General features: G+C 72.1%; 18 protein-coding genes. 5 read left to right on the top strand and 13 right to left on the bottom strand.

Annotation, left to right across the window (positions count from 1 at the left end):
• Positions 1-41: 41 nt before the first annotated feature.
• The 5 genes from ACF08F_RS07525 to ACF08F_RS07545 all read right to left on the bottom strand — a co-directional run bounded on the left by ACF08F_RS07525 (position 42) and on the right by ACF08F_RS07545 (position 3,330).
• The gene (locus ACF08F_RS07525) at positions 42-704 is read right to left on the bottom strand and encodes a methionine ABC transporter permease (RefSeq protein WP_392297551.1); all 663 of its coding nucleotides are present in this window, start codon (positions 702-704) and stop codon (positions 42-44) included.
• Positions 701-1,729 carry a methionine ABC transporter ATP-binding protein gene (locus ACF08F_RS07530; RefSeq protein WP_392297552.1) on the bottom strand — a complete coding sequence of 343 codons (1,029 nt, stop codon included), beginning with the start codon at positions 1,727-1,729 and terminating at the stop codon, positions 701-703. Before ACF08F_RS07530 ends, ACF08F_RS07525 begins: the two co-directional genes overlap by 4 nt.
• A 110-nt stretch (positions 1,730-1,839) precedes the next feature.
• Complete coding sequence (locus tag ACF08F_RS07535; RefSeq protein WP_392297553.1) at positions 1,840-2,802, bottom strand: MetQ/NlpA family ABC transporter substrate-binding protein; 963 nt, start codon at positions 2,800-2,802, stop codon at positions 1,840-1,842.
• A gap of 10 nt (positions 2,803-2,812) precedes the next feature.
• Complete coding sequence (locus ACF08F_RS07540; protein ID WP_392297762.1) at positions 2,813-3,172, bottom strand: ATP-binding cassette domain-containing protein; 360 nt, start codon at positions 3,170-3,172, stop codon at positions 2,813-2,815.
• Complete coding sequence (locus ACF08F_RS07545) at positions 3,151-3,330, bottom strand: hypothetical protein (RefSeq protein ID WP_392297554.1); 180 nt, start codon at positions 3,328-3,330, stop codon at positions 3,151-3,153. Before ACF08F_RS07545 ends, ACF08F_RS07540 begins: the two co-directional genes overlap by 22 nt.
• Before the next feature lie 485 nt (positions 3,331-3,815).
• Between ACF08F_RS07545 and ACF08F_RS07550 the strand changes: the two genes are divergently transcribed.
• Together ACF08F_RS07550 and ACF08F_RS07555 are read left to right on the top strand one after the other, a co-directional pair.
• Complete coding sequence (locus ACF08F_RS07550) at positions 3,816-8,537, top strand: DUF6531 domain-containing protein (RefSeq protein ID WP_392297555.1); 4,722 nt, start codon at positions 3,816-3,818, stop codon at positions 8,535-8,537.
• Complete coding sequence (locus ACF08F_RS07555; protein WP_392297556.1) at positions 8,534-9,043, top strand: hypothetical protein; 510 nt, start codon at positions 8,534-8,536, stop codon at positions 9,041-9,043. Before ACF08F_RS07550 ends, ACF08F_RS07555 begins: the two co-directional genes overlap by 4 nt.
• Positions 9,044-9,109: 66 nt before the next feature.
• On the opposite strand, the gene modA is transcribed toward ACF08F_RS07555, so the two are convergent.
• The 3 genes from modA to ACF08F_RS07570 all read right to left on the bottom strand — a co-directional run bounded on the left by modA (position 9,110) and on the right by ACF08F_RS07570 (position 11,257).
• Positions 9,110-9,928 (bottom strand): molybdate ABC transporter substrate-binding protein, encoded by an 819-nt coding sequence (modA, locus tag ACF08F_RS07560; RefSeq protein ID WP_392297557.1) that lies wholly within the window; start codon positions 9,926-9,928, stop codon positions 9,110-9,112.
• 202 nt (positions 9,929-10,130) lie between these two features.
• Entirely contained in the window at positions 10,131-10,643 is a 513-nt protein-coding gene (locus tag ACF08F_RS07565) for a molybdopterin-dependent oxidoreductase (protein WP_392297558.1), read from the bottom strand.
• 215 nt (positions 10,644-10,858) lie between these two features.
• Positions 10,859-11,257, bottom strand: coding sequence for a molybdopterin-binding protein (locus ACF08F_RS07570; RefSeq protein WP_392297559.1), 399 nt, complete (start codon positions 11,255-11,257; stop codon positions 10,859-10,861).
• A 292-nt stretch (positions 11,258-11,549) separates the two neighbouring features.
• Here ACF08F_RS07570 and ACF08F_RS07575 point away from each other — a divergent pair, with 292 nt between their 5' ends.
• Positions 11,550-12,404: a DMT family transporter gene (locus tag ACF08F_RS07575; RefSeq protein ID WP_392297560.1), complete on the top strand. Its 855-nt coding sequence runs from the start codon at positions 11,550-11,552 to the stop codon at positions 12,402-12,404.
• Here ACF08F_RS07575 and ACF08F_RS07580 read toward each other — a convergent pair.
• Positions 12,389-13,159, bottom strand: a complete 771-nt coding sequence (locus ACF08F_RS07580) for a polysaccharide deacetylase family protein (RefSeq protein ID WP_392297561.1) — start codon at positions 13,157-13,159, stop codon at positions 12,389-12,391. The genes ACF08F_RS07575 and ACF08F_RS07580 overlap by 16 nt on opposite strands.
• Before the next feature lie 268 nt (positions 13,160-13,427).
• Here ACF08F_RS07580 and ACF08F_RS07585 point away from each other — a divergent pair, with 268 nt between their 5' ends.
• Together ACF08F_RS07585 and ACF08F_RS07590 are read left to right on the top strand one after the other, a co-directional pair.
• Positions 13,428-13,613: a CsbD family protein gene (locus ACF08F_RS07585; RefSeq protein ID WP_392297562.1), complete on the top strand. Its 186-nt coding sequence runs from the start codon at positions 13,428-13,430 to the stop codon at positions 13,611-13,613.
• Between the two features lie 22 nt (positions 13,614-13,635).
• On the top strand, positions 13,636-14,451 hold the full coding sequence (locus ACF08F_RS07590; RefSeq protein WP_392297563.1) for a CPBP family intramembrane glutamic endopeptidase: 816 nt from the start codon (positions 13,636-13,638) through the stop codon (positions 14,449-14,451).
• 12 nt (positions 14,452-14,463) lie between these two features.
• Here ACF08F_RS07590 and ACF08F_RS07595 read toward each other — a convergent pair whose 3' ends face one another.
• The 4 genes from ACF08F_RS07595 to ACF08F_RS07610 all read right to left on the bottom strand — a co-directional run bounded on the left by ACF08F_RS07595 (position 14,464) and on the right by ACF08F_RS07610 (position 20,834).
• Positions 14,464-16,293 carry an alpha/beta hydrolase gene (locus tag ACF08F_RS07595; protein ID WP_392297564.1) on the bottom strand — a complete coding sequence of 610 codons (1,830 nt, stop codon included), beginning with the start codon at positions 16,291-16,293 and terminating at the stop codon, positions 14,464-14,466.
• A gap of 74 nt (positions 16,294-16,367) precedes the next feature.
• Positions 16,368-17,510: an AI-2E family transporter gene (locus ACF08F_RS07600; RefSeq protein ID WP_392297565.1), complete on the bottom strand. Its 1,143-nt coding sequence runs from the start codon at positions 17,508-17,510 to the stop codon at positions 16,368-16,370.
• 29 nt (positions 17,511-17,539) lie between these two features.
• The gene (locus tag ACF08F_RS07605; protein WP_392297566.1) at positions 17,540-20,470 is read right to left on the bottom strand and encodes a helix-turn-helix transcriptional regulator; all 2,931 of its coding nucleotides are present in this window, start codon (positions 20,468-20,470) and stop codon (positions 17,540-17,542) included.
• Positions 20,471-20,603: 133 nt separating this feature from the next.
• A complete protein-coding gene (locus ACF08F_RS07610) occupies positions 20,604-20,834 on the bottom strand; it encodes a hypothetical protein (protein ID WP_392297567.1) in 231 nt (76 codons plus the stop codon).
• Positions 20,835-20,880: the final 46 nt, after the last annotated feature.

Raw genomic sequence — 20,880 nt, forward strand, 5'->3', positions numbered from 1 at the left:
CGCATGCCCCGGCCGCCCCCCCCGTGCTCAGCCCCTCAGCGTCAGCGCCGCATCGTCCTCCCCGCCAGCCAGTTGCCCAGGAACTGGGCCACCTGCACCAGGACCACGATGGTGAGGACGGCGATCCAGGTGACCGTCCAGTTGAAGCGCTGGTAGCCGTAGGCGATGGCGAAGTTGCCGAGGCCTCCGCCGCCGACCGCGCCGGCGATCGCCGTCGCGTCGACGACCGAGACGAAGACGAAGGTGTAGCCGAGGATCAGGGGGCCCAGGGCTTCGGGGATGAGGAGCGTCGTGATGATGCGGGCCGGGCCGGCTCCCATGGACCGGGCCGCCTCGATCACCCCCGTGTCGACGGTGACCAGGTTCTGTTCGACGATGCGGGAGATGCCGAAAGTGGCGGCGACGATCAGGGGGAAGGTCGCGGCGGCGGTGCCGATGGTGGTGCCGACCACCTTCAGGGTCAGCGGACCCACGGCGGTGATGAAGATGATGAAGGGGATCGGCCTGACGAAATTGACCACCAGGTTGAGGGCCGTGTGGAGCGGGGTGTTCTCCAGCAGTCCGCCGCGGCGCGTCGTGTACAGCAGGATGCCGAGGAGCAGGCCGAGGAGCCCACCGACGAGAATGGTCGCGGCGACCATCCACAGGGTCTGCCCGATGGAGGCCGTGAACACCGGCCAGAGCGTGTTCCAGTCCGTGTTCACGCGAGCACCTCCACCGTGGCCACCGCGCGGAGCCGGGCCACCGTCGCCTCGATGTCCCGCTCCGCTCCGGACAGCGCGAACGTGACGTTGCCGAACGAGCGGCCCTGCAGCGTGTCGATCCCGCCGTGCACGATCTCCAAACCGAGGTCGTGGCCGCGCACGGCCTCCGTCAGTACCTGGCCGACGGCGGCCTCGCCGTCGACGGAGACGGAGACGAGCGCGCCTTCGTGCTGTTTCCGCAGCCGCGCGACGGTGTCCGCGTCGGGGCGGTCCCTCCGTACCGTTTCCACGAAACGGCGGCTGGTCTCGGTCCGGGGCGCGGAGAAGACGTCGAAGACCGTGCCGACCTCGACGAGCCTGCCCGCGTCCAGTACGGCGACCCGGTCGGCGATGCTCCGCACCACGTCCATCTCGTGGGTGACGACCACGACGGTCACGCCGAGTTCGGAGTTGACGCGTCGGAGCAGGCGCAGGACGTCCTGGGTGGTCTCGGGATCGAGCGCGCTCGTCGACTCGTCGGCCAGCAGGATCGCCGGGTTGCCGGCCAGCGCCCGTGCGATGCCGACCCGTTGCTTCTGCCCGCCGCTGAGCTGGTCGGGATAGGCCCACGCCTTGTCGGTCAGGCCGACGAAGGCGAGGAGCTCCGCGACCCGGGCCCGCTGCCGCTCCTTGGACCAGCCCGCGAGCTTCAGCGGGTAGGCGATGTTCCCGAACACCGTCCGGGAGCGGAAGAGGTTGAACTGCTGGAAGATCATGCCGATCCGCGCGCGGATCCGTCGGACGTCCTTCTCGCGCTGTCCGGTGATCACCACGCCGTCGACCGTCACCGTGCCCGAGGTGGCGTGTTCGAGCGCGTTGATCAGCCGCACCAGGGTGCTCTTCCCCGCCCCCGAGTGTCCGATGATCGCGAAGATCTCCCCGGCTTCGATCTCCAGGTCGATCGAGTCGAGAGCGGGGACGGCCGTAGCCGACCGCGAACTGAACGTCTTGCTGACGTTGTCGAGCGTTATCAGTGGTGGTGCCATGAGTCCCTGTCTCGGATCGGGCCTGGGGCGAAGGGTCGACGGGGTCGACGGGGCGATGGATCGACGGGGCGACGGGGCGTCCGTGGGGGACGCCCCGTCACGTGCTGCGGTCAGTGCGCCGCGCGCACCGTCTTCTCCAGGGAGGCGAGGATGCGTTCGAGGTCGGCACGCGGTCGCTCCACGGCCACCGCCGTTCCCTTCGAGGCGTCGATCGCCGCCTTCTTCACCGCCTCCTCGTGGTACAGCCCGGCGATCTTCAGGTAGGTGGGGTTGTCCTTGTCGGCCGCGCGGGCGGCGAAGACGTTGATGTACGGTTCGGCATCGGGCTTCGACGGGTCGTCGCCGTACAGGGCCTTCGAGGGATCGAGCCGGGCGTCCAGGGCGAAGTTGTTGTTGATCACCGCCGCGTCGACGGACGGCAGCGAGGCGACGGTCTGCGCGGCGTCCACGGGCGTGACCGTGACCTTCGACGCCGCGGTGTCCACGTCCGCGGGCGTCGCGAGCACGGACCCGCCGCCCTTCAGCTCCAGCAGGCCGGCCTGCTGGAGCACGAGCAGCGCCCGGGCCTGGTTGGTCGGGTCGTTGGGGATCGCCACCCGGCCGTGCTCCGGGATGTCCTGAAGCGCCTTGTGCTTCTTCGAGTAGAGGCTCAGGGGCACGACGACGGTCGATCCGACGGGCGTCAGGGTGTCCTTGTCGGCGACGTTGTGGTTCGCCAGGAACAGCAGGTGCTGGAAGAGGTTCAGGTCGATCTGCTTCTGCGACAGCGCGGGGTTGGCCTGCGTGTAGTCGGTGAAGTTGACCAGCTCGATGTCGATGCCCTCCTCGGCGGCGCGCCGGGTCAGGACGGGCCAGAAGTCCGAACTCTGGTCGGTCGTACCGATCTTCACGGTGACGCGTCCGGACGCGTCCGCCCGCGAGGAGCCACCCGTCAGCTGGGAGATCAGCAGGCCGACCGCCACGAGCACCGCCACGGCGGCGAGGGCGAGTCCGGTGATCAGACCGGCTCTCCTCTTCGCCGGCTTCTCGGGCAGCTCGGGGACGGCGTCGGGCTCGTTCGGCGTGTTCGTCATGAGGGTTCCTCTATTTCCGTGGGACGGGATCAGGCAGGTTGCGGAGGGCGGACGTCGGCGGGTGGATGGTGGTGGCGCGGGAACGCGCCCCGCAGTTCCCTGGTGTACGGCGCTGCGGGCGAGTCGAATCCATCAGGAGGTTCAGGACCAGTGCCTGGACCGGGACGTCCAGCGCAGACACCGGCTCGTCGGCGATGACCGGACGTGGCCGGAGGGCCAACGCCCGTGCGATGCAGATGCGTTGACGCTGGCCGCCGGAGAACTCGTGCGGGTCGCGGGGGAGGTGGTGCGCGGACAGACCCACCTGCTCCAGGAGCTCCGCCGCCCGCTTCCCGTGTGCGGCCCTGTTCAGGCCCGTGTGGATGCGCAGGGGCGCGCCGGGGTCCTCAGGAGGTGCTCGGTCGGGCCTTCTTCGGGTGCCTCGCCGTCGCGCATCACCAGCATGCGGCCGCAGAACGCGACGACGCAGAACGAGACGATCCCGACCCGGTCACGCCGGAACGCGTCCACCACCGATACCGCTGCCACGCGCCGTACTCCTGACTCGTTCGGGGCGCGCCGACTGTGGGGGAACGCCCTGGATCACCTCGGAGGCGGGGTCGCCGCTCCGGACATCATGCATTAGATCGAAAGATCGACGAGGGAGCAATCCATCAGATTCAAAGGTGAAGGCGCTGTATTGCCTTGGATGTCTGAAGTGTTGCGCTGTTCATGTCGCCGCAACAGGGATGAGGACGAATCGCCGCGAAACGCCCGGCGTACGAGATGGGCATCACAGTCCCCGTCCCGTCCCCGAGGACTCCCTCATCGCATTCCCAACGACCCGGCTCCCGGGCCGGGCATCGGAGGCGTGCCTGCCGCCGGCAGTGGCGGCCTGCTGTGATGCGGGCACGCGTCGGAACCGCCGGCTGTGAAGGTGGCGGCCCGGTTTGCTATCGCGGATTACCCGTCAGTCGAGCCGCGTGGTAGACCTGTTCGGGCTCATCGGTCTATGTCGACGGGGGATAGGAATCGTGGCTGTCACGGTGCCGGACTGGGCGGACACCCTGCTGGATCTGGTGGGGGTGAACTGGCCGAACGTCGACGAGGACGCGTACCGCGACATGGCGGACGCGTTGCGGGAGTTCGCGGACGACCTCGCCGACGACGGTCAGCTCGCCAACAATCACATGGAACGTCTGCTGTCGTCGGGTCACGGCGAGGCGATGGACGCGCTGAACGAGCACTGGACCAAGGTCAAGGGCAAGCACCTCAAGGACCTGGTGTCCGCCGCCCGTACGATCGCGGACGCACTCGACCTCGCGGCGGGCGCGATCGAGGGCATGAAGTGGAAGGCCGTCGCGGAGCTGGGGATCCTGGCCGGCCAGACCGGTCTCGCCATGGCCCTCATCCCCGTGACGGGCGGTCTGTCCGCCCTGCTCGGCGCCGGTGCGATCGCGTTCACGAAGAAGCAGCTGCTGAAGCTGATCACGAGCGCGATGGAGGAGGCGGTCGGCCACATCGTCTCGGTGATGACCGAGCCGGTCGTGGCGGCGCTGGAGAACATGGCGGCCGATCTGGTCGTGCAGGTGAGCATGGACGCGCTGGGCGTCCAGAACGGGGTGAACCTCGACCAGACGAAGCAGGCGGGCAAGGAGGGCTTCGACGAGGGTGTCCAGGGCGCGAAGGACGGTCTGAAGCTCGCCTCCGCCGGAGCCGGCGGCGGAGGCCGTGCGGGGGGCCCGGGCTTCCACATCGAGCACGACGAGCACGACCAGGCCGGGACCCGGCTGAACGGTGTCAGCGCCGGCATCCACGGCAAGACGGCCGGGAAGCTGACCCGGGCCAAGGGGCACCAGGGCCGCAACAAGGGCCGCGACGACATCGCCAACGCCCTCGACCCGGTCATCGAGAAGGCCATGGGCGCCCTCGTGAAGTCGGCCAAGACCATGGGCGACCACATCGGCGACACGCTCCCCAAGGCCGTCAAGCAGATCTCCAAGGACCACAAGAACAACGACGACGAGACCGCGCTCCGCATCGCCCGCCAGCGCAAGGGCGACCACGACGGCGGCGGCCCTTCCGGCCGCGACGGCGGCAAGGGCGGGCGCAGGACGCCCGACTCGTCCCGGGACGCCCTCGACGACCCGCGCGGCAAGGGCGTCAGCCTCGACAAGCGCCGCTGCAAGACCGACCCCGTCGACCTCGCCAGCGGCGAGATGGTGCTCCCGCAGACCGACCTGCGACTCCCCGGCACCCTGCCGCTCGTCCTGCGCCGCACCCATGTGTCGGGATACCACTACGGGCGCTGCTTCGGCGCCGAGTGGGCCTCCACGCTCGACGAGCGGCTGGAGATATCCGTCGACGCCTCGGGCACCGTGGCATGGGTGCGCGAGGACGGCTCCCTCCTCCTCTACCCCCGGCTCCCGGACGCCGACGAGACCTCGCTGCCCGTCACCGGGAACCGCACGGCCTCCCTGCGCCTCCGCTCCCGGGACGGCCTCGGGACCGTCACCTTCGCCGTCGACGAGCCGCACTCCGGCCGGACCCGCCTCTTCACGGGGAACCCCTACCACGGCGACCGCTTCTACTGGCTGACCCGTGTCGAGGACCGCAACGGCAACAGCGTCGGCATCCAGCGCGACGTCACCGGAACGCCCGTCGGCGTCGTCCACAGCGGCGGCTATCAGGTCGCCGTCGGCACCGACGAGCAGGGCCGCGTCACGGGACTCGCCCTGCGCACCGCCGAAGGCCCCAGGACCGTCAGCGAGTTCGCGTACGACTCCGAGGACCGGCTCGCCACCGTCTCCGACGCACGGGGCAGCGACGGAGAGCCCGCCGTCCTGCGCTTCACCTACGACGACGCGGGCCGGGTCACGTCGTGGACCGACCGGCTGGACTCCACCTACCGCTACGTCTACGACGCGGACGGCCGGGTCGTGGAGACCGTGGGCCCCGACGGCTTCCTCTCCTCCCGCTTCTCCTACGACGCCGCCGAGCGGGTCACCCGCTTCACCGACGCCACCGGAGCGGTCACCACCTCCCGCCTCAACGAACTCGGCCAGGTCGTCGCGGAGACCGACCCGCTCGGACACACCGTGTACCGCCGGTGGGACGCCCACGACAACCTGCTCTCGCGGACCGACCAGCTGGGCCGCACCGCGACGTTCACCTGGGACGAGCACGACAACCTGACCTCCGTCACCCGCCCCGACGGCACCAGGACCCTCACCACGTACAACGAGTTCCACCTGCCCGTCACCGTCACCGGCCCCGACGGCAGCGTCTGGCGGCGGGAGTACGACACCCGGGGCAACCTCACCGCCGTCATCGCCCCCGACGGCGCCACCACCCGCTCCACCTACGGCGAGCGGGGTGCCCTCACCTCGCGCACGGACGCGTCGGGTGCCACCCACCGCATGACCCACGACGCGGCGGGCCTCACGCTCAGCCACGCTGATCCGCTGGGCCACACCTACCACCTCACGCGTGACTCCTTCGGCCGCCCCGTCCGGGGCACCGACCCGCTGGGCGCGGAACACACGACGGAGTGGAGCACGGAGGGCTGGGCCACCCGCGCCACGCGTCCGGACGGCGGCGGCGAGTCCTGGACCTGGGACGCCGAGGGCAACCGCACCTCCCACACGGACCCGACGGGTGCGACCACGCGCTTCGAGTACACCCACTTCGGGAAGCTCGCCGCCCGGACGGGAGCGGACGGCGCGCGCTACGAGTTCCGCTACGACAAGGAGCTCAGGCTCACCGAGGTCACCGGCCCGCAGGGGCTGACCTGGACCTACACGTACGACGGGGCCGGCCGCCTGGTCGCGGAGAAGGACTTCGACGGCCGCACCGTGACGTACGAACTCGACGCCGCCGGGCGCACGACCGCCCGGACGACCCCGCTCGGCGAGCGCCTCACCACGGCCTACGACGCCATGGACCGCGTCGTCGAGCACCACAGCGCCGCGGGGACCACCCGGTACGCCTACGACCGGGCGGGCCGCCCGGTCTCGCTCACCTCCCCGACGTCGACCGTCGTCCTCGAACGGGACGTGACGGGGCTGCTCCTGGCCGAGACCGTCGACGGCCGCACCACCCGGTACGAGTACGACGCGGCCGGGGCCCTCACGGCCCGGACCACCCCCGGCGGAGCACGCTCCCGCTACGCGAACGACGCGGCAGGACGCCGCGCCCTGCTGTCCGCGGACGGCCACGACATGCTCGTCACCCGCGACGAACGCGGCCGCGAGGTGGCCCGCACCCTGGGCGAAGGCCCGGAGTCCGTCACCCTCGCCTCGGCCTGGGACCGCATGGGCCGGCTCTCCGCCCGCAGCGTCACCGCCGGGGACCGGGCCGTGCGTTCCCGGGGCTACGGCTACCGCGCGGACGGCCACCTCGAACGGATCACGGACCACCTCGCCGGCACCGACGTCACCTTCGAACTCGACCCGGTGGGACGGCCCCTGAGGGTCGCCGCCGAGGGCTGGAGCGAGACGTACGCGTACGACGCGGCCGGCAACCAGGCCCAGGCCGACTGGCCGGACCGCGCGCTCCGGGACGAGGCCCGCGGCGAACGCGCCTACGCGGGGAACCGGCTGCTCCGGGCCGGCCGGATCCGCTACGAGTACGACGAGGCCGGCCGCATGGTGCTCCGCCAGAAGACCCGTCTCTCCCGCAAGCCCGACACCTGGCACTACACCTGGGACGCGGAGAACCGGCTCGTCGCCTGCCGGACGCCCGACGGCGTCACCTGGCGCTACGCCTACGACCCCCTCGGCCGCCGCACCGCCAAGCACCGCATGGCGCCCGACGGCACGACCGTCGAGCAGTCCACGTACTTCACCTGGGACGGCACGCGGCTCGCCGAACAGACCGACACGGCCACCGCCACCACCCTCACCTGGGAGTACGACGCCCACGACCACCGCCCGCTGAGCCAGCTCGAACGACGCCCGCGGAACTCCGGTCAGGACGCGTACGACACACGGTTCTTCGCCATCGTCACCGACCTCGTCGGCGCGCCCACCGAACTCGTCGACGAGGACGGCGACGTGGCCTGGGAGTCCCGGAGGACGACCTGGGGAAGCACCCGCTGGAACCGTACGGCCACGGCGTACACCCCCCTCCGCCTCCCCGGTCAGTACGAGGACCCCGAGACCGGCCTGCACTACAACTACCTGCGCCACTACGACCCGGAGACGGCCCGGTACGCGAGCCCCGACCCGCTCGGCCTGGCACCCGCGGCCAACGCGGTCGCCTACGTGACCAACCCCTGGACCCTCACCGACCCCCTGGGCCTCATCGCCAAGGGCTGCACCGAGGACGGCGGCTGGTACGGCGGCATGACCCCGGCCAACCTCAAGGACGAGGACGGCGAGCCGAAGTACCCGGTCAAGATGGAGATCAACCACATACCGGCCAAGGCCTCCTACGCGCACCTCGACGAGGAGGGCTTCATCAACGACGCCGGCATGGGCCCGGCGATCCGCATGGAGAAGGCCGACCACCGGGACATGTCCTCGACCGGCTCCTGGGCGCACTCCGTGCAGTGGCGCGCCGACCAGCGTGCCCACATCGACGCCGGGCGCTGGGACCTGGCCATGAAGATGGACATCGACGAGGTGCGCGCCAAGTACGGCGACAAGTACGACCAGCACATCGCCGACATGATCACGAGCCTCAAGGAGAACAGAAAGTTCCAGGCGATGCTGGAGCGCCGGGGCTGGACGATCGACTACGACATACTGAAATGATCCCAACCGACCAGAAGGGCCCCCTCATGCAGTTCGTCCTCGACCCGCCGCGCGGCGTGGCTCCCGTTCACCTGGGGATGACGCTCGACGAAACGGTCGCCGCGGTGTCGGCCTGGGGCGCTCCGCGCGTGTACCCGGCCGACGCCGTGCGCGACTTCGACCTGGTCTCCGCCGAGTACGACGGCATCGGCTTCCAGGCCGCCCTCGAACGCGACCACCGGGTCACCGCGGTCACCGTCTGGGGACCCGACGAGGACGAGGACCCGGACGTGCAGGTGCTGCTCGACGGGATCGACGTCTTCCGCACCCCGGCCGAGGAGGTCTTCGCCCACGCGGCCCGGAAGGGCTGGCACGTCAACAACGACGACCCGCGGGCCCCGTACATCCCCGGTGTCACCCTGGCCTTCACCCGCGACACCTCCCAGGAGGTGCCGCGCGACGCGAACGGCCTGCCGGTCCACCTCACGTCGGTGCTCGTGGCCGACGCGAAGTACCGGGAGAAGTGACCGGCTGAAGCGGAGGGGCTGCCCGTTCCCCCGATGCGGGCACCCCCTCCGCTCGTCCCCGGACGGTTACGGCTTCTGGAAGCCGGCGTCCTGGAGGATCTTCTGGCCCTCGGGCGAGGACAGCCAGGCGACGAACGCGGCCGCGGCCTCCACGTTCTTCGAGTCCTTCAGGGTGGCCGCCGGGTACTGCGCGATCGCGTTCTGCCCGTCGGGGATCTCGACGGCGTCGACCTTGTCGGCCGCGCTCTCGGCGTCCGTCCTGTAGACGAGGCCGGCGTCGGCCTCGCCCAGCTCGACCTTGCTCAGCACGGCGCGGACGTTGGGCTCCTGGGAGACCGGCTTCACCGTGATCTTCTGGGCGTCCAGGATCTTCTTGCTGTACTTGCCCGCGGGCACCTCGGGGGCCGCGAGGACGACCTTCAGCTTGGTGTCGGCCAGGTCCTTCAGCTCGTCGACCTTGAAGGGGTTGCCCTCGCCGGTCGCGATCACCAGCCGGTTCTTCGCGATGACCGTCGGCGCGCCGGTTTCGGCCTTCACCTTGTCCATGCTCTTGGTGTCGGCCGTGACCAGGACATCGGCGGGCGAACCCTGCGACACCTGGGCGACGAGCTCCTGCGAGCCGGCGAACGAGAAGGTGATCTTCGTGCCCGGGTGGGACTTCTCGTACGCGGCCCCCGCCGTCTTGAAGACGTTGGTGAGCGAGGCGGCGGCGAGGACCGTCAGCTTCGCCTGAGGCGCCGCGCTCGCGGAGCCGGAGCCGGAGGCGTCGGACTTGCCGCTGTCCTTCTCGGAGTCGTCGCCCGGCGAGCAGGCCGCGAGGGGCACGAGCAGGGCGGCGGTCAGCACCGCGGCGGCAGCGCGACGTCCGGTGAGGGTGAGGGACATGAGGTCGGAACTCCTTGGGGGCGAGCGGAAAGGCGGGAGCGGGCCGGTCGCGCCGACGGCCGAGGCGTCCCGGTGCCACATGCGGGGTGGCATATGCGACACCGTAGGCCGCATTCATGCTCATCTGCAATAACGTCGTGGGAGTCTCCATGGCGGATGTGAGGCGCCTCGGATGAAGGGACGAGCGGAGCGCCCGGCGGTCTCAGCCCTCGGACGGCGGGGTTCCGGGCAGCCGGTGGGCACCGATCCAGATCCCGGTGACGGCGCTGACGTAGCGGGCGCCGCAGCGGTCGGACGGGACGACGAGCTGGGTACCGGCCGCGTCGAGGTCCTCGTCGTCCATGCGGGTCGCGAGCAGCACGGGGGTGTTGCCGAAGTCCGCGTCGATCTCCGCCCACGACAGGACGGCGTGGTGCCCGTCGCCGCCGCTCACGGAGACCAGGAAGCGGGAGCGCTCCTTGCGGCGGGCGGGGTCGAAGCCGGGGCGGGCCACGGCCATGACCTCGCGCAGCAGGGGCCCGGCGAACGTGTGGTGCTGCGGCCCCGCCGAGGCGCAGTCGAAGACGACCTCGGCCCGGTGCTGCCGCCACCCCTCGCGCAGGTCGGCGACGGTGAGGGTGGCCGGCCCGGCCACCTCCCCCCAGAGTGCGAAGGCCCCGGGGGGAACGGGCGCGGTGGCGGGTGTGGCGTGCGGTGCGGCGATCGGTCGGCTCATCGTCGGTCCCTTCGGGCAGGTCGGTACGGCGGCTGCGCGCAGTGATACCCGACCCGGGGAGCGGAGAACCATGTCTGCCACTCGCATTCGGCCCTCAGGCCTGTATTCGTGAGCTTGATACGAGACGAGAGCTCCTATCCTCCCGGTCTATCGACCGACCTCCCGTGCCCTCCGCCGGGGGAGACCGGGTCGAAGGGCTCGCGTTCGTGGAGCGGTCAGGGCAGGTCGACGTGCACGCTCGTCGACTTCACCCGGGCGGTCACGGTGACCCCGACGTCGAGCCCCAGCTCCTCGACGGCCTCACGGGTCACGAGCGACACCAGCCGGTGCGGACCCGACTGGACCTCCACCTGCGCGGCCACGTCGTCCACCCGCACGCCCGTGACGATCCCGACGAAGGAGTTCCGCACGGAGGTGGGCACATCGTCCTCGGGCACGGCATGGAATCCGGCTCCCCGCTCCCGCGCGAAGCGGGCCAGGGCCGCCCCCTCGATCACCCGCTTGCCGGAGCCGTCCCGCTCCATGCCCAGCCTGCCGCCGTCCGCCCACCGGCGAACGGTCTCCGAACTCACTCCGAGCAGCCGCGCTGCCTGCCCAATGCTGTATGACGGCACCACCGCACTCTAGGGCGTGTTGCGAAAGTCCCGCCTGCCCGACGGCGCCTGGCACGCACGCTCGCCGCGTTGTCGGGATCACCCCGATACATCCAGTATCGGGGCGACCCTCCGCCTTGCGATCGCACGCACCAGACGCCGTCGGGCCCGCCCTTCGGGCGGCCGGCGCTACTTTCGCAACACGCCCTAGGCCACGCCCGGAGACCCACGGCATTGGCCCGACCGGGTCCTCCGCAGGCCCGCCCCCGGTGTCGGCCGCCCGGGCGGCGGCGGGCCCGGTGAGGATCGGGCCATGGGCGTCGTCCTGCCGGTCCTCTTCTCGCTGTTCGCCGCGCTGAGCAACGCGCTGGCCACGGTGCTCCAGCGGCGTGCCGCCCTCACCGTCCCGCAGTCCGACTCCTTCCGGCCCGGACTGATCCTCGACCTGCTCCACCGGCCCCTGTGGCTGGCCGGCATCCTCGCCGTCATCGCCGCCGGCGTCGGACAGGCGGCGGCCCTCGCGACCGGCCCGCTGGCCCTCGTACAGCCCCTGTTCGTCCTCGAACTGCCCCTCGCCCTGCTGATCGCCACCCTCCTGACGCGCGAGCGGCTGCCCGCCCGGCTCTGGGCGGCCGTCGCGGGGGTCGTGGCCGGACTGGGGGTCGCGCTCGTGGCCGCCTCGCCCACCGGCAACCGCACCCGGGTGGAACTGGACCGCTGGGTGCCCGTCCTGGTGGTCTGCGCCGTCGCCGTGACGGTGCTCGCCGCCACCGGCCTGCGCCGGCCTCCGGGGCGCGCGAGGGCAGGTTGTCTCGGCGCGGCGACGGCGATCTGCTACGCCCTCACCGCCGCCCTGATGAAGACGTCCATGCACATCCTCGGCGACGACGGCGTCGGCGCGTTCCTGACGGCCTGGCAGACCTACGCCTTCTGCGCGGCGGGCATCGCGGCCGTCCTCCTCCTCGAACACGCCATGCAGGGCGGTCCGCTCGTCGCCTCGCAGCCCGCCCTGACCCTCGGCGACGCCACCGTCAGCCTGAGCCTGGGCGTCCTGCTGTACGAGGAGCACGTCCGGACCGGCTGGTGGCTGCTGCCCCAGCTGGCGGGCGTCGCCCTGATCGTCCTCGGGGTGTTCGCGCTGGCCCGCGGCGGTCAGCGGACCGGGTAGCCGTAGACGTGGCCCTGCTCCTTCAGCCGGGGAAGGAGCCGGCGCAGGGCCTCGACCGTCTGGGACCGGTCGCCGCCGGCGTCGTGGAAGAGGAGCGTCGGACCGTTGGGGAGCTCGCGCTCGACCGTGGCGACGATCGCGGCGGCGCCGGGGCGCTCGAAGTCCTTCGTGTCGACGTTCCAGCCGAGCGGGCGCATCCCGCGCGAGGCGGCGAGCTTGCGGCTGTAGGGGGTGAAGGCTCCGCCGGGCGCACGGTAGTAGACGGGGCGTACGCCTCCGGACGCCTTGGTGATCATGCGTTCGGCGTCGAGGATCTGCTGCTTCTGGTAGGCCTCGGAGGCCTTGTCCATGGCGGTGTCGTGCGAGACGGAGTGGTTGCACAGCCGGTGCCCGGCCGCCACGACCTTCTTGACGAGGTCGGGATGGGCCTCCGCCTGTGTCCCCACCATGCAGAACGTGGCCTTCACCCCGTACTCCCGCAGCACGTCCAGGACCTGCGGGGTCCACACCGGGTCGGGGCCGTCGTCGATGGTGATGTTGACGCCCCGCGCCCCGGCCTCCGAGGCGTGGGCGATGGATATCGCGACCGGCTTGACGGCCCGCGGCGCGGCCGGCTTGCTCGCCTTCGGCGGCACGTCGTTCGCCGGGCCCGCCTGCGCGGTCCAGACCGAGGCGCCGGCGGCCAGGACCGTCACCCCCAGTGCCGCCCCGACCAGCTTGCCGTACCAGTTCCGCCCAGCACCGTGCCGCGCCATGTCCGCCCCACCTCTCCCGCAGTCCCTCACCGGCTCCCGGTCGCGTGGCGACCACGTGTCAGGACGGTGGCGGGCGGCCGGGGGATGCGTCCGTTACCGAACGCGGACACTTCCGGGAGAGTTCACGGACAACTCCGCCTCGGGCGGACCTGCCGGAGGGGGACCGGGAGGTCCGATCGGCGCCGACGGGCAGGTTGGGGCGCCCGAACCTAGCGTGGAGGGTGGGAAACAGATCAGCCGGAGGGGCACGGACGGAGGGACCGCGGTCATGGGTGACGCGATGGACAAGGCCAAAGGCAGGATCAAGGAGATCACCGGAAAGATCACCGGTCACGAGCGCCTTGAGGCCGAGGGCAGGACGGACCAGATGAAGGCCAAGATCCACGAGAAGGTGACGAACGTACGGCACCGGGCCGAAGGCATCAGGGACTCCCTCAAACGCGACCGCTCGTAACGCGTCCTGGAGAACCGCTCAGGTGCACCGCCGCGAGTCGGACGGCGTCGAGCGGCCCGGCCGGGAGCGCCGCCAGGGCCCCGGCCGGGAGCGTCGCCAGGAGCACGGGCGGGAGCACGCCCGGGAGCGCGGCCGGTGGCGTGGGCCGATCGGGACCTGGACGGCCGTCGTCCTCGTGGTCGTCGTCCTCGTCGCGGCGAACCTGCTGCTGAACCGCTGGACCGGCCCGCTCCGCCTGCTGGCGGCCGTCGCCGTCAGCGCCCTGCTGCTCGGTGTGCTCCGCCGTGCGGGCGGCACCCTGGCGGACGCGGGGCTCGCGCCCGGGACACTGGGCCGCGGGGCGAGGTGGGCGCTGGTCCTGATGGGCCTGGTCGCGCTCGTGTTCGCCGCGGGCGCGCTGCTTCCGGACACCCGCTCGCTGTTCGAGGACCGGCGGTACGACGGGATGACGGCGGGCGAACTCGCGGTGCGCGTGCTCGTGGTGGTCCCCGTCGGCACCGTCCTGGTGGAGGAGATCGCCTTCCGCGGTGTGCTCTACGGGCTCGTGCGCCGGGCCCGGGGGACCGTCTGGGCGACCGCCGTGTCGAGCGTGCTGTTCGGCCTCTGGCACGTACTGCCGTCTCTGCACCTGGCGTCCGCGAAGCCCGCGCTGACCTCCGTCCTGGGGGACTCCGTGCTCGGCTCCGTCCTCGCGGTCGCGGGCGCCGTGCTGTTCACGGCGGCCTCGGGCGTCCTCTTCTGCGAACTGCGACGCCGCAGCGGCAGCCTGCTGGCCCCCATGGGACTGCACTGGGCGGTCAACGCCTTCGGGTACGTCACCGGATTCCTGCTGCGCTGAGCCCGCGGGGGTTCACTTCTCCGGCGGCTGGATGACGTCCCGCAGCCGGTCCAGGTCCTGCGGCGTGAAGCCCGAAGGCCGCATGACCGCGTTCCAGCCGTCGACGTACGCGGCCTTGTACGTGTGACCGTGGCCGTCCGGCACACCCGTGGAGAACGGCAGGTCCGCCGTGACCTGCCAGAAGGTCACGAACGGGATCCAGAACATGCCCTCCAGCACGTCGCCGCCGGGCGCCTCGCCGATCCAGTCGGGCTCGGACAGCGCCAGCGACGGGCTCCACCAGACGATCGGGTCGGACGGGTGCATCAGGTAGAGCACCCGGGTGCCGTCCCAGGGCGCGCCCTCCGGGGTGATCCCGGCGGTCGGGTCGTCGGTGAACCGCACGGTCCGCCCCTGCCGGTAGACGGGCTCGATCTCGGGACTCCCCGGGTCGCGGTGGTCGCTGAACTCGCGGAACAGGGTGTTGAAGTTCGGCGGACCGGCGAACAGGGTGCCGGCGGTGCGGTTGCGGAGGTCGTACTCGCCGCTGAAGGCCGCCTCGCCGCCGAACGACCCCAGGCTCTCGCCGGCGACGAAAAGCCGCGGGCGCTGGTCCTGGGGCAGCTTGGACCAGACGTCGTAGACCGCGTCGAAGAGCTCACGGCCGGCCTCGCGCGCCTTGGACTGGTCCACCAGGTAGGAGAGCCACGACGGCAGGTACGAGTACTGCAGGGCCACCGTGGCGACGTCGCCGTCGCCGAGGTACTCGAACGAGTCCACGGCGGCGGGGTCGACCCAGCCGCTGCCCGTGGTCGTCATGACGAGCAGGTTCGCCCGCTCGAAGCCACCGGCCCGCCGGAGGTCCGCGACGGCCCGCTCGGCGCGCGCCTCCGTGTCGTCGGCGGTCTCCAGCCCCGCGTACGCCCGGACGGGTTCCTGCGCCGGGCGGTGGGTGAAGGCACCGATGTCCCGGGCCGTCGGACCGGTGCCGGTGAAGGCCCGGCCCTGGTAGCCGAGCGTGTCCCACGGCACCAGTGAACCGGGTCCGCCCGAGCGCAGGGACGAGGTGGGCTGGTGCACGCCTTCCGGCGTCTCCGTGTCGCGCAGCGAGAACGCCTCGTTGGTCGCGTTCACGAAGCCGGCCAGCAGGACGCCGCTGATGACGGACCACGCCAGGGCCGCCACCACGACCCAGCCGACCACCCCGGCCGCGCGCGGCCCGATCCAGCGCCGGAGGTGACGGGCGAGCCACCGGTACAGGCGCCGCAGCCCGCGGCCCGCGAGCAGCAGGAGCCAGAAGACGAGCGCGGCCACGAACGGGCAGGCGACGGTGGTGAGGACGTCGTAGTCGGTGACCCCCATGAGCCAGCGGATCTCGTGCTGCCAGTACTGGCCGAACCCGAAGGCCAGGCCGAACAGCGCGACCGCGCAGATCCCGAAGACGCGCCACGAACGGCCCGAGGGGTCCCGCGGGTCCCGGTCGGCGAACGCGCGCCACACGTAGGCCGCGATCACACCGAGTCCGTAGCCGATGGCCGCGCTGATGCCGCAGATCAGTCCCTGGAGCACGCCGCCGCGGGGCAGCAGGGAGGGGGTGAAGGAGAGACAGGCGAGGAGGATCGCCCCCCAGCAGCCGGGGAGCGTGAGCCGGACCGACCGACGGACCCTGGTCGAGCCGCTCGCGTGCTCGGGCGCGAGGGCCTCGGCCTTGTCGGGGTCCTCGGTCTTCCCGGCGCCCCCGGCCTTCTCGGCACGCCCGGCATTCTCGTGACCCTCGGCTTTCCCGGGGTCCTCGGTCTTCTCGTCGTCCGTTGGGTCGTCCGGTGAGTCGTCGGGCGGGGACGGGTGCGCGTCAGGAGCCATGGCTGACCTCCGGGGAAAATGATCCCAAGGCCCGACCCGACGTGCCACCTGTGTCGGACCGGGCCCCGTCGGTCCTAGGCGGTCGCGGCCGTGCCCAGGGGTGCGCCCGCGGGCGGCTCCTCCGCCGACGGCACGTCGGGGTCCGGCTCCGGGTGGGGCACTTCGAGCTGGGTGCGTACGTAGTTCCAGACCACCGCGATCAGCGCGGCCACGGGGACGGCGAGCAGGCTGCCCACGATGCCCGCCACGCTGCCGCCGAACGTCACGGCCAGCAGGATGACCGCCGCGTGCAGACCCAGGCCGCGGCTCTGGATCATCGGCTGGAAGACGTTGCCCTCCAGCTGCTGGACGACCACGATCAGCGCGAGCACGATCAGCGCGTCGGTCGGGCCGTTCGACACGAGGGCGATGAGGACCGCGACCAGACCCGCGAACAGCGCGCCGATGATCGGCACGAACGCGGAGACGAACGTCAGCACGGCCAGCGGCAGCACCAGCGGCACGTCGAGGAACCACAGCCCGAGGCCGATGAGGACGGCGTCGATCAGGCCGACGAACGCCTGGGAGCGCACGAACGCGCCGAGGGTGTCCCAGGCGCGCTCGGCGACGACCGGGATGTCGGTGGCGAGCCGGCCGGGCAGCTGGCGCGTGAGCCACGGCAGGAACCGCGGCCCGTCCTTGAGGAAGAAGAACATCAGGAAGAGCGCGAGGAACGCGGTGACCACGCCGTTGAAGACGGTGCCGAGCCCGGTCGCCAGGGCGGTCACCATGCTGCCGATGCTGTCCTGGAGGCGGGCGACCGCGGTGTCGAGCGCTCCGGTGATCTGGGTGTCGTTGATGTTCAGCGGCGGGCCGGACGCCCACTCGCGCAGCCACCCGATCCCGTCGACCACACCGTCGGCGAGCTCACCGGACTGGGACGCCATCGGCACGGCGATCAGCGCGACGATACCGGCGACGGTCAGGAGGAACAGCACGGTCACCGTGACCGCGGCGAGGGCCGGCGGCCAGCCGTGCCGCCGCAGGAACCGGGCCGGCGGCCAGGTGAGCGTGGTGAGGAACAGGGCCGCGATCAACGGCCACACTATGGACCACATGCGGCCCACGAGCCACAGCGTCACCGCGGCCATCAACAGCACGAGGAGCGATTCGGCGGAGACACGTGCGGCCGTCCGGAGCGCGGCAGCGGATTTCGCGGAACTCAACATGGGGGACATCCAAGCACCTTCGCGTCGGCCCCTACGCGTCAGCGCCTCCCCGCCGCAGCCTCGGCCGCCTCCGCCGCCGACAGGTCGCACAGCGCCTCCCGGTCCTGGCGCGCGGTCTTGGTCAGCAGCGCCGCCACGTGCTTCTCCACCGTCCGGGGCGAGATGTAGAGACGCCCCGCGATCGCCTTGTTGCTCAAACGTTCCGCCAGCAGCTGGAAGACCTCGTACTCACGGACCGTCACCCCCAGCGTCCGCAGCGGCGCCGGAATGCGGTCCGCGCCGCTGCGCCGCTGCCGGACCGAGACCCCGAACTGGCGCAGCAGCGCCCGGCAGGCACCCGCCACGTGCGGAACCGAGGCGGCGTGGAAGTGCTCCTCCGCCCGCCGCAGCCATGTGGCCGGATCGCCCCAGCCGTTCTCCAGCGCCGCCTCCGCCGTCAGGCGCAGCCCGAGATGGAGCGCGGTCGGATACGGGGCGGCCAGCAGCTCCGCCTCGGCGACCGCCGACGCCGCCGACTCCGCCTCGCCCGACCGGCCCAGCAGCACCGCGTGGGCCAGCAGCACGAACTGCCGGTTCCAGCGCATCCGGCTCGCCGACGTGGCCGCCGTACGGTGGTAGTGGTCCCAGTCCGCCTCGCCGGCCAGCACGTCGAGCAGCAGCCGCAGCCCGTGCAGACCGCTCAGATGGAACGTCGTCGGACTGTCCGACTCCTGCGCGCGCGCCCGGTCCAGCTCACGGAGCGCCAGCGGCCGGTTCTCCTCCAGGAGCGCGCAGAAGGCCCGTGCCAGACCGATGCACAGCGGCTCCTCCTGAGAGCCCGCCCCGTCCCAGCCGGTGAACTCCCGCAGCGCCCCCTCCATCGCCGCCCGGTCGCCCTGGTGCGCCGCCAGCGTCGCCCGGGTCATCAGCGCGTACCGCGCCACCGGCGCGAGCCGCAGCCGGGCCGCCGTCGTCGATATCTCCTCGCCGAGCCGCGCGGCCTCCTCGAACCGGCCGCGGAGCACCGCCTGGAGGACGAGGATCGCGTCGATCGAGTAGGCGATGGTGACCGCGCCCAGCCGTAACGCCTCCTCGCGCGCCAGCTCCAGGGAGCGCGTCTCCCCGTCCGCCAGCCACTCGTTCCCGCCGACCCGCACCAGCGCGTACGCCCGCGGTATCGGCAGCCGGTGCTGCTCGGCGATCCGCCGCGCCCGCTCGAAGCACAGCCGCGCCTCGTCCAGATCGCGCTCCCGGGCCAGCACCCCGAGCAGCTCCCAGGCCTGACACGCCACCGCCGGCTGCGGCCCGGCCTCGGCCGCCGACACCGCGGCTCGGGCCAGCTTCTCGGCCGTCTCGGTACGGTCGGGGCCCGGTGTGTCCAGCGCCAGGTACGCGGCCACCACGTCGACGGCGGCCGACTGCGCCGGGTCCCGCACGGTCGTGAGCAATGCCCGGGCCTCGGCGATCTGCGCGTTGCCGTCGGCCCAACGGCCCGCCAGGTGGGCCACCTTGGCGAGCCGGGTGTGGAGCGCGGCGAGCCGGCCGGCCTCCACTCCCGCGCCGACCAGCTCGTGCAGGTCCTCCGCCAGCTCGAAGGCCCGGTCGAACTCCCCGCTCTCCGCGAGCGCCGGCAGCAGCGACTCCAGCACCTCGGCCCGTACCGACCAGTCCTGACGGTGCGCCAGCAGCTCGTCGGCGCCCAGCAGCAGCGACACCCCCGAACCCACGGCACCGTCCGCCAGCGCCCGCCGGCCGGCCTCCGTGAGCAGCCGCGCCGCCCCCACCCGGTCGCCGGCGTCCCGGCGCAGCGCCGCCACCAGCGGGCACCACTCGCCCGGCAGGCCGGGGTGGAGCTCCTCCACCACCTCGGCCGCCCGGCCGGACAGCTTCGCCCGGTCGGTGGGGGTGAGCTGGGCCAGGAGGGCCTCGGCGGTCAGCGGATGCCGGAACGCGTACCAGTCGGGAGCCGGCTCGTCCGGTACGACCAACTGGGCCGCCACGCCCGCGTGCAGATGGCTCAGCAGGCCGTGGTCGTCGATGCCGGACATCCGCTGGAGCACCGGCAGCGGGAAGCGGCGGCCGAGCACGGCGGCGGCCGACAGCAGCATCCGGCCCTGCGGCCCCAGCCGGTCGGTCCGGTGCGCGATGCCCCGCACCAGCGTGCTCGGCACCTCGGTGCGCAGCGAGCCGACGACCTCCCAGGAGACGCCCCGGTGGACCACCGAGCCGTTGCCGATCATGCCGTGGAGCAGCTCCTCGACGACGAACGGATTGCCGACGCTGGTGTCCCAGAGCCGCTCCACGACCTCCTGGGGCACCCGGTCCGCCTCGGTGTCCAGGCAGGAGGCGATCATCCGGGCGACCTCGGAGCGGTCCAGCGGCCCGAGGCCGAGCAGGACTCCGGACCGCCGCTGCGTCACCGAGTGCGCCAGGTCCAGGGCCGCGCACGGCTCCGCGCGGGTGGTGGCGAGCAGGACCACCGGCAGGTGCTCCAGGTTGTCCACCAGGTATTCGAGCACCACCAGCGTCTCGGTGTCGGCGTCGTGCAGGTCCTCCAGGACCACCAGGGCGCCGTGCTCCCTGGACACCACGGAGAGCAGCCGCAGCACGGCCTCGGCGAGCACCACCAGCGAGCCGCCGTTCTGCGCCTCGCCCGCCCAGTCGGGGACCAGCCGGCCCAGGACCGGCCGGTACGGGCCCAGTTCGGCCTCCTCCCACGGCTCGCCGCCGCGGAAGAGCGACATCAGGGCCTCGGTGAGCGGGCGGAACGGCACCATGGGGCCGATCGTGCTGCCCCGGCCGCGCAGCACCCGCATCCCGGCGGAGAACGCCAGGCCCGTCGCCTCGGCCGCGAGCCGTGATTTGCCGATGCCTCCGTCGCCGACCAGGAACACCGTGCTGCCGCGCCGCCCGCGAGCGGTGTCGAGGGCGCGGTCCAACTGGGCGATTTCCGCGTCACGTCCGACGAGGAGAGGGGCTCGGGGATGCATACCCGAGAATTTACCCGTTCATGCCAGGGCATAAGTGACGCTTCGATCAGGTGCCCGAACGCACGGCCCCGGCGGCCGCCTCCGCGGGGTTCGGAGGGCGGCCGCCGGGGACGGGAATGTCAGGTCGGGCCTGTCAGACCGGCAGGATCGGGAAGCTCACGGTGGTGTCGATGTCGTTGAGGATCGCCACGAGTCCGGTGCCGAGGGCGAGACCCGCGAGGGCCCGGGCGCGGGCCGTGGCCCGGTCGCGCCCGGAGAGCGCGATCCGCCCGGCCGGCTCCACCGCGCCGGTGGCGCCGGTTCCCTCGACGGTCGTGTCGGTGAGGGCGGTGGCGGTCTCGCGGGACGGCGTCTGCGGGTTCATGGGGATCCTTTCGAGGTGCGGTCGGATGGACGTGCCTGCGGTGCGT

This window comes from Streptomyces sp. NPDC015130, from assembly GCF_043080005.1.
GTDB lineage: Bacteria > Actinomycetota > Actinomycetes > Streptomycetales > Streptomycetaceae > Streptomyces.

Excerpts from the sequence above, each read along its gene's own strand:
- ACF08F_RS07530 (WP_392297552.1), bottom strand. The coding sequence starts at position 1,729 with ATGGCACCACCACTGATAACGCTCGACAACGTCAGCAAGACGTTCAGT.
- ACF08F_RS07535 (WP_392297553.1), bottom strand. The coding sequence starts at position 2,802 with ATGACGAACACGCCGAACGAGCCCGACGCCGTCCCCGAGCTGCCCGAG.
- ACF08F_RS07555 (WP_392297556.1), top strand. The coding sequence starts at position 8,534 with ATGATCCCAACCGACCAGAAGGGCCCCCTCATGCAGTTCGTCCTCGAC.
- modA (WP_392297557.1), bottom strand. The coding sequence starts at position 9,928 with ATGTCCCTCACCCTCACCGGACGTCGCGCTGCCGCCGCGGTGCTGACC.
- ACF08F_RS07565 (WP_392297558.1), bottom strand. The coding sequence starts at position 10,643 with ATGAGCCGACCGATCGCCGCACCGCACGCCACACCCGCCACCGCGCCC.
- ACF08F_RS07575 (WP_392297560.1), top strand. The coding sequence starts at position 11,550 with ATGGGCGTCGTCCTGCCGGTCCTCTTCTCGCTGTTCGCCGCGCTGAGC.
- ACF08F_RS07580 (WP_392297561.1), bottom strand. The coding sequence starts at position 13,159 with ATGGCGCGGCACGGTGCTGGGCGGAACTGGTACGGCAAGCTGGTCGGG.
- ACF08F_RS07585 (WP_392297562.1), top strand. The coding sequence starts at position 13,428 with ATGGGTGACGCGATGGACAAGGCCAAAGGCAGGATCAAGGAGATCACC.
- ACF08F_RS07595 (WP_392297564.1), bottom strand. The coding sequence starts at position 16,293 with ATGGCTCCTGACGCGCACCCGTCCCCGCCCGACGACTCACCGGACGAC.
- ACF08F_RS07600 (WP_392297565.1), bottom strand. The coding sequence starts at position 17,510 with ATGTCCCCCATGTTGAGTTCCGCGAAATCCGCTGCCGCGCTCCGGACG.
- ACF08F_RS07605 (WP_392297566.1), bottom strand. The coding sequence starts at position 20,470 with ATGCATCCCCGAGCCCCTCTCCTCGTCGGACGTGACGCGGAAATCGCC.
- ACF08F_RS07610 (WP_392297567.1), bottom strand. The coding sequence starts at position 20,834 with ATGAACCCGCAGACGCCGTCCCGCGAGACCGCCACCGCCCTCACCGAC.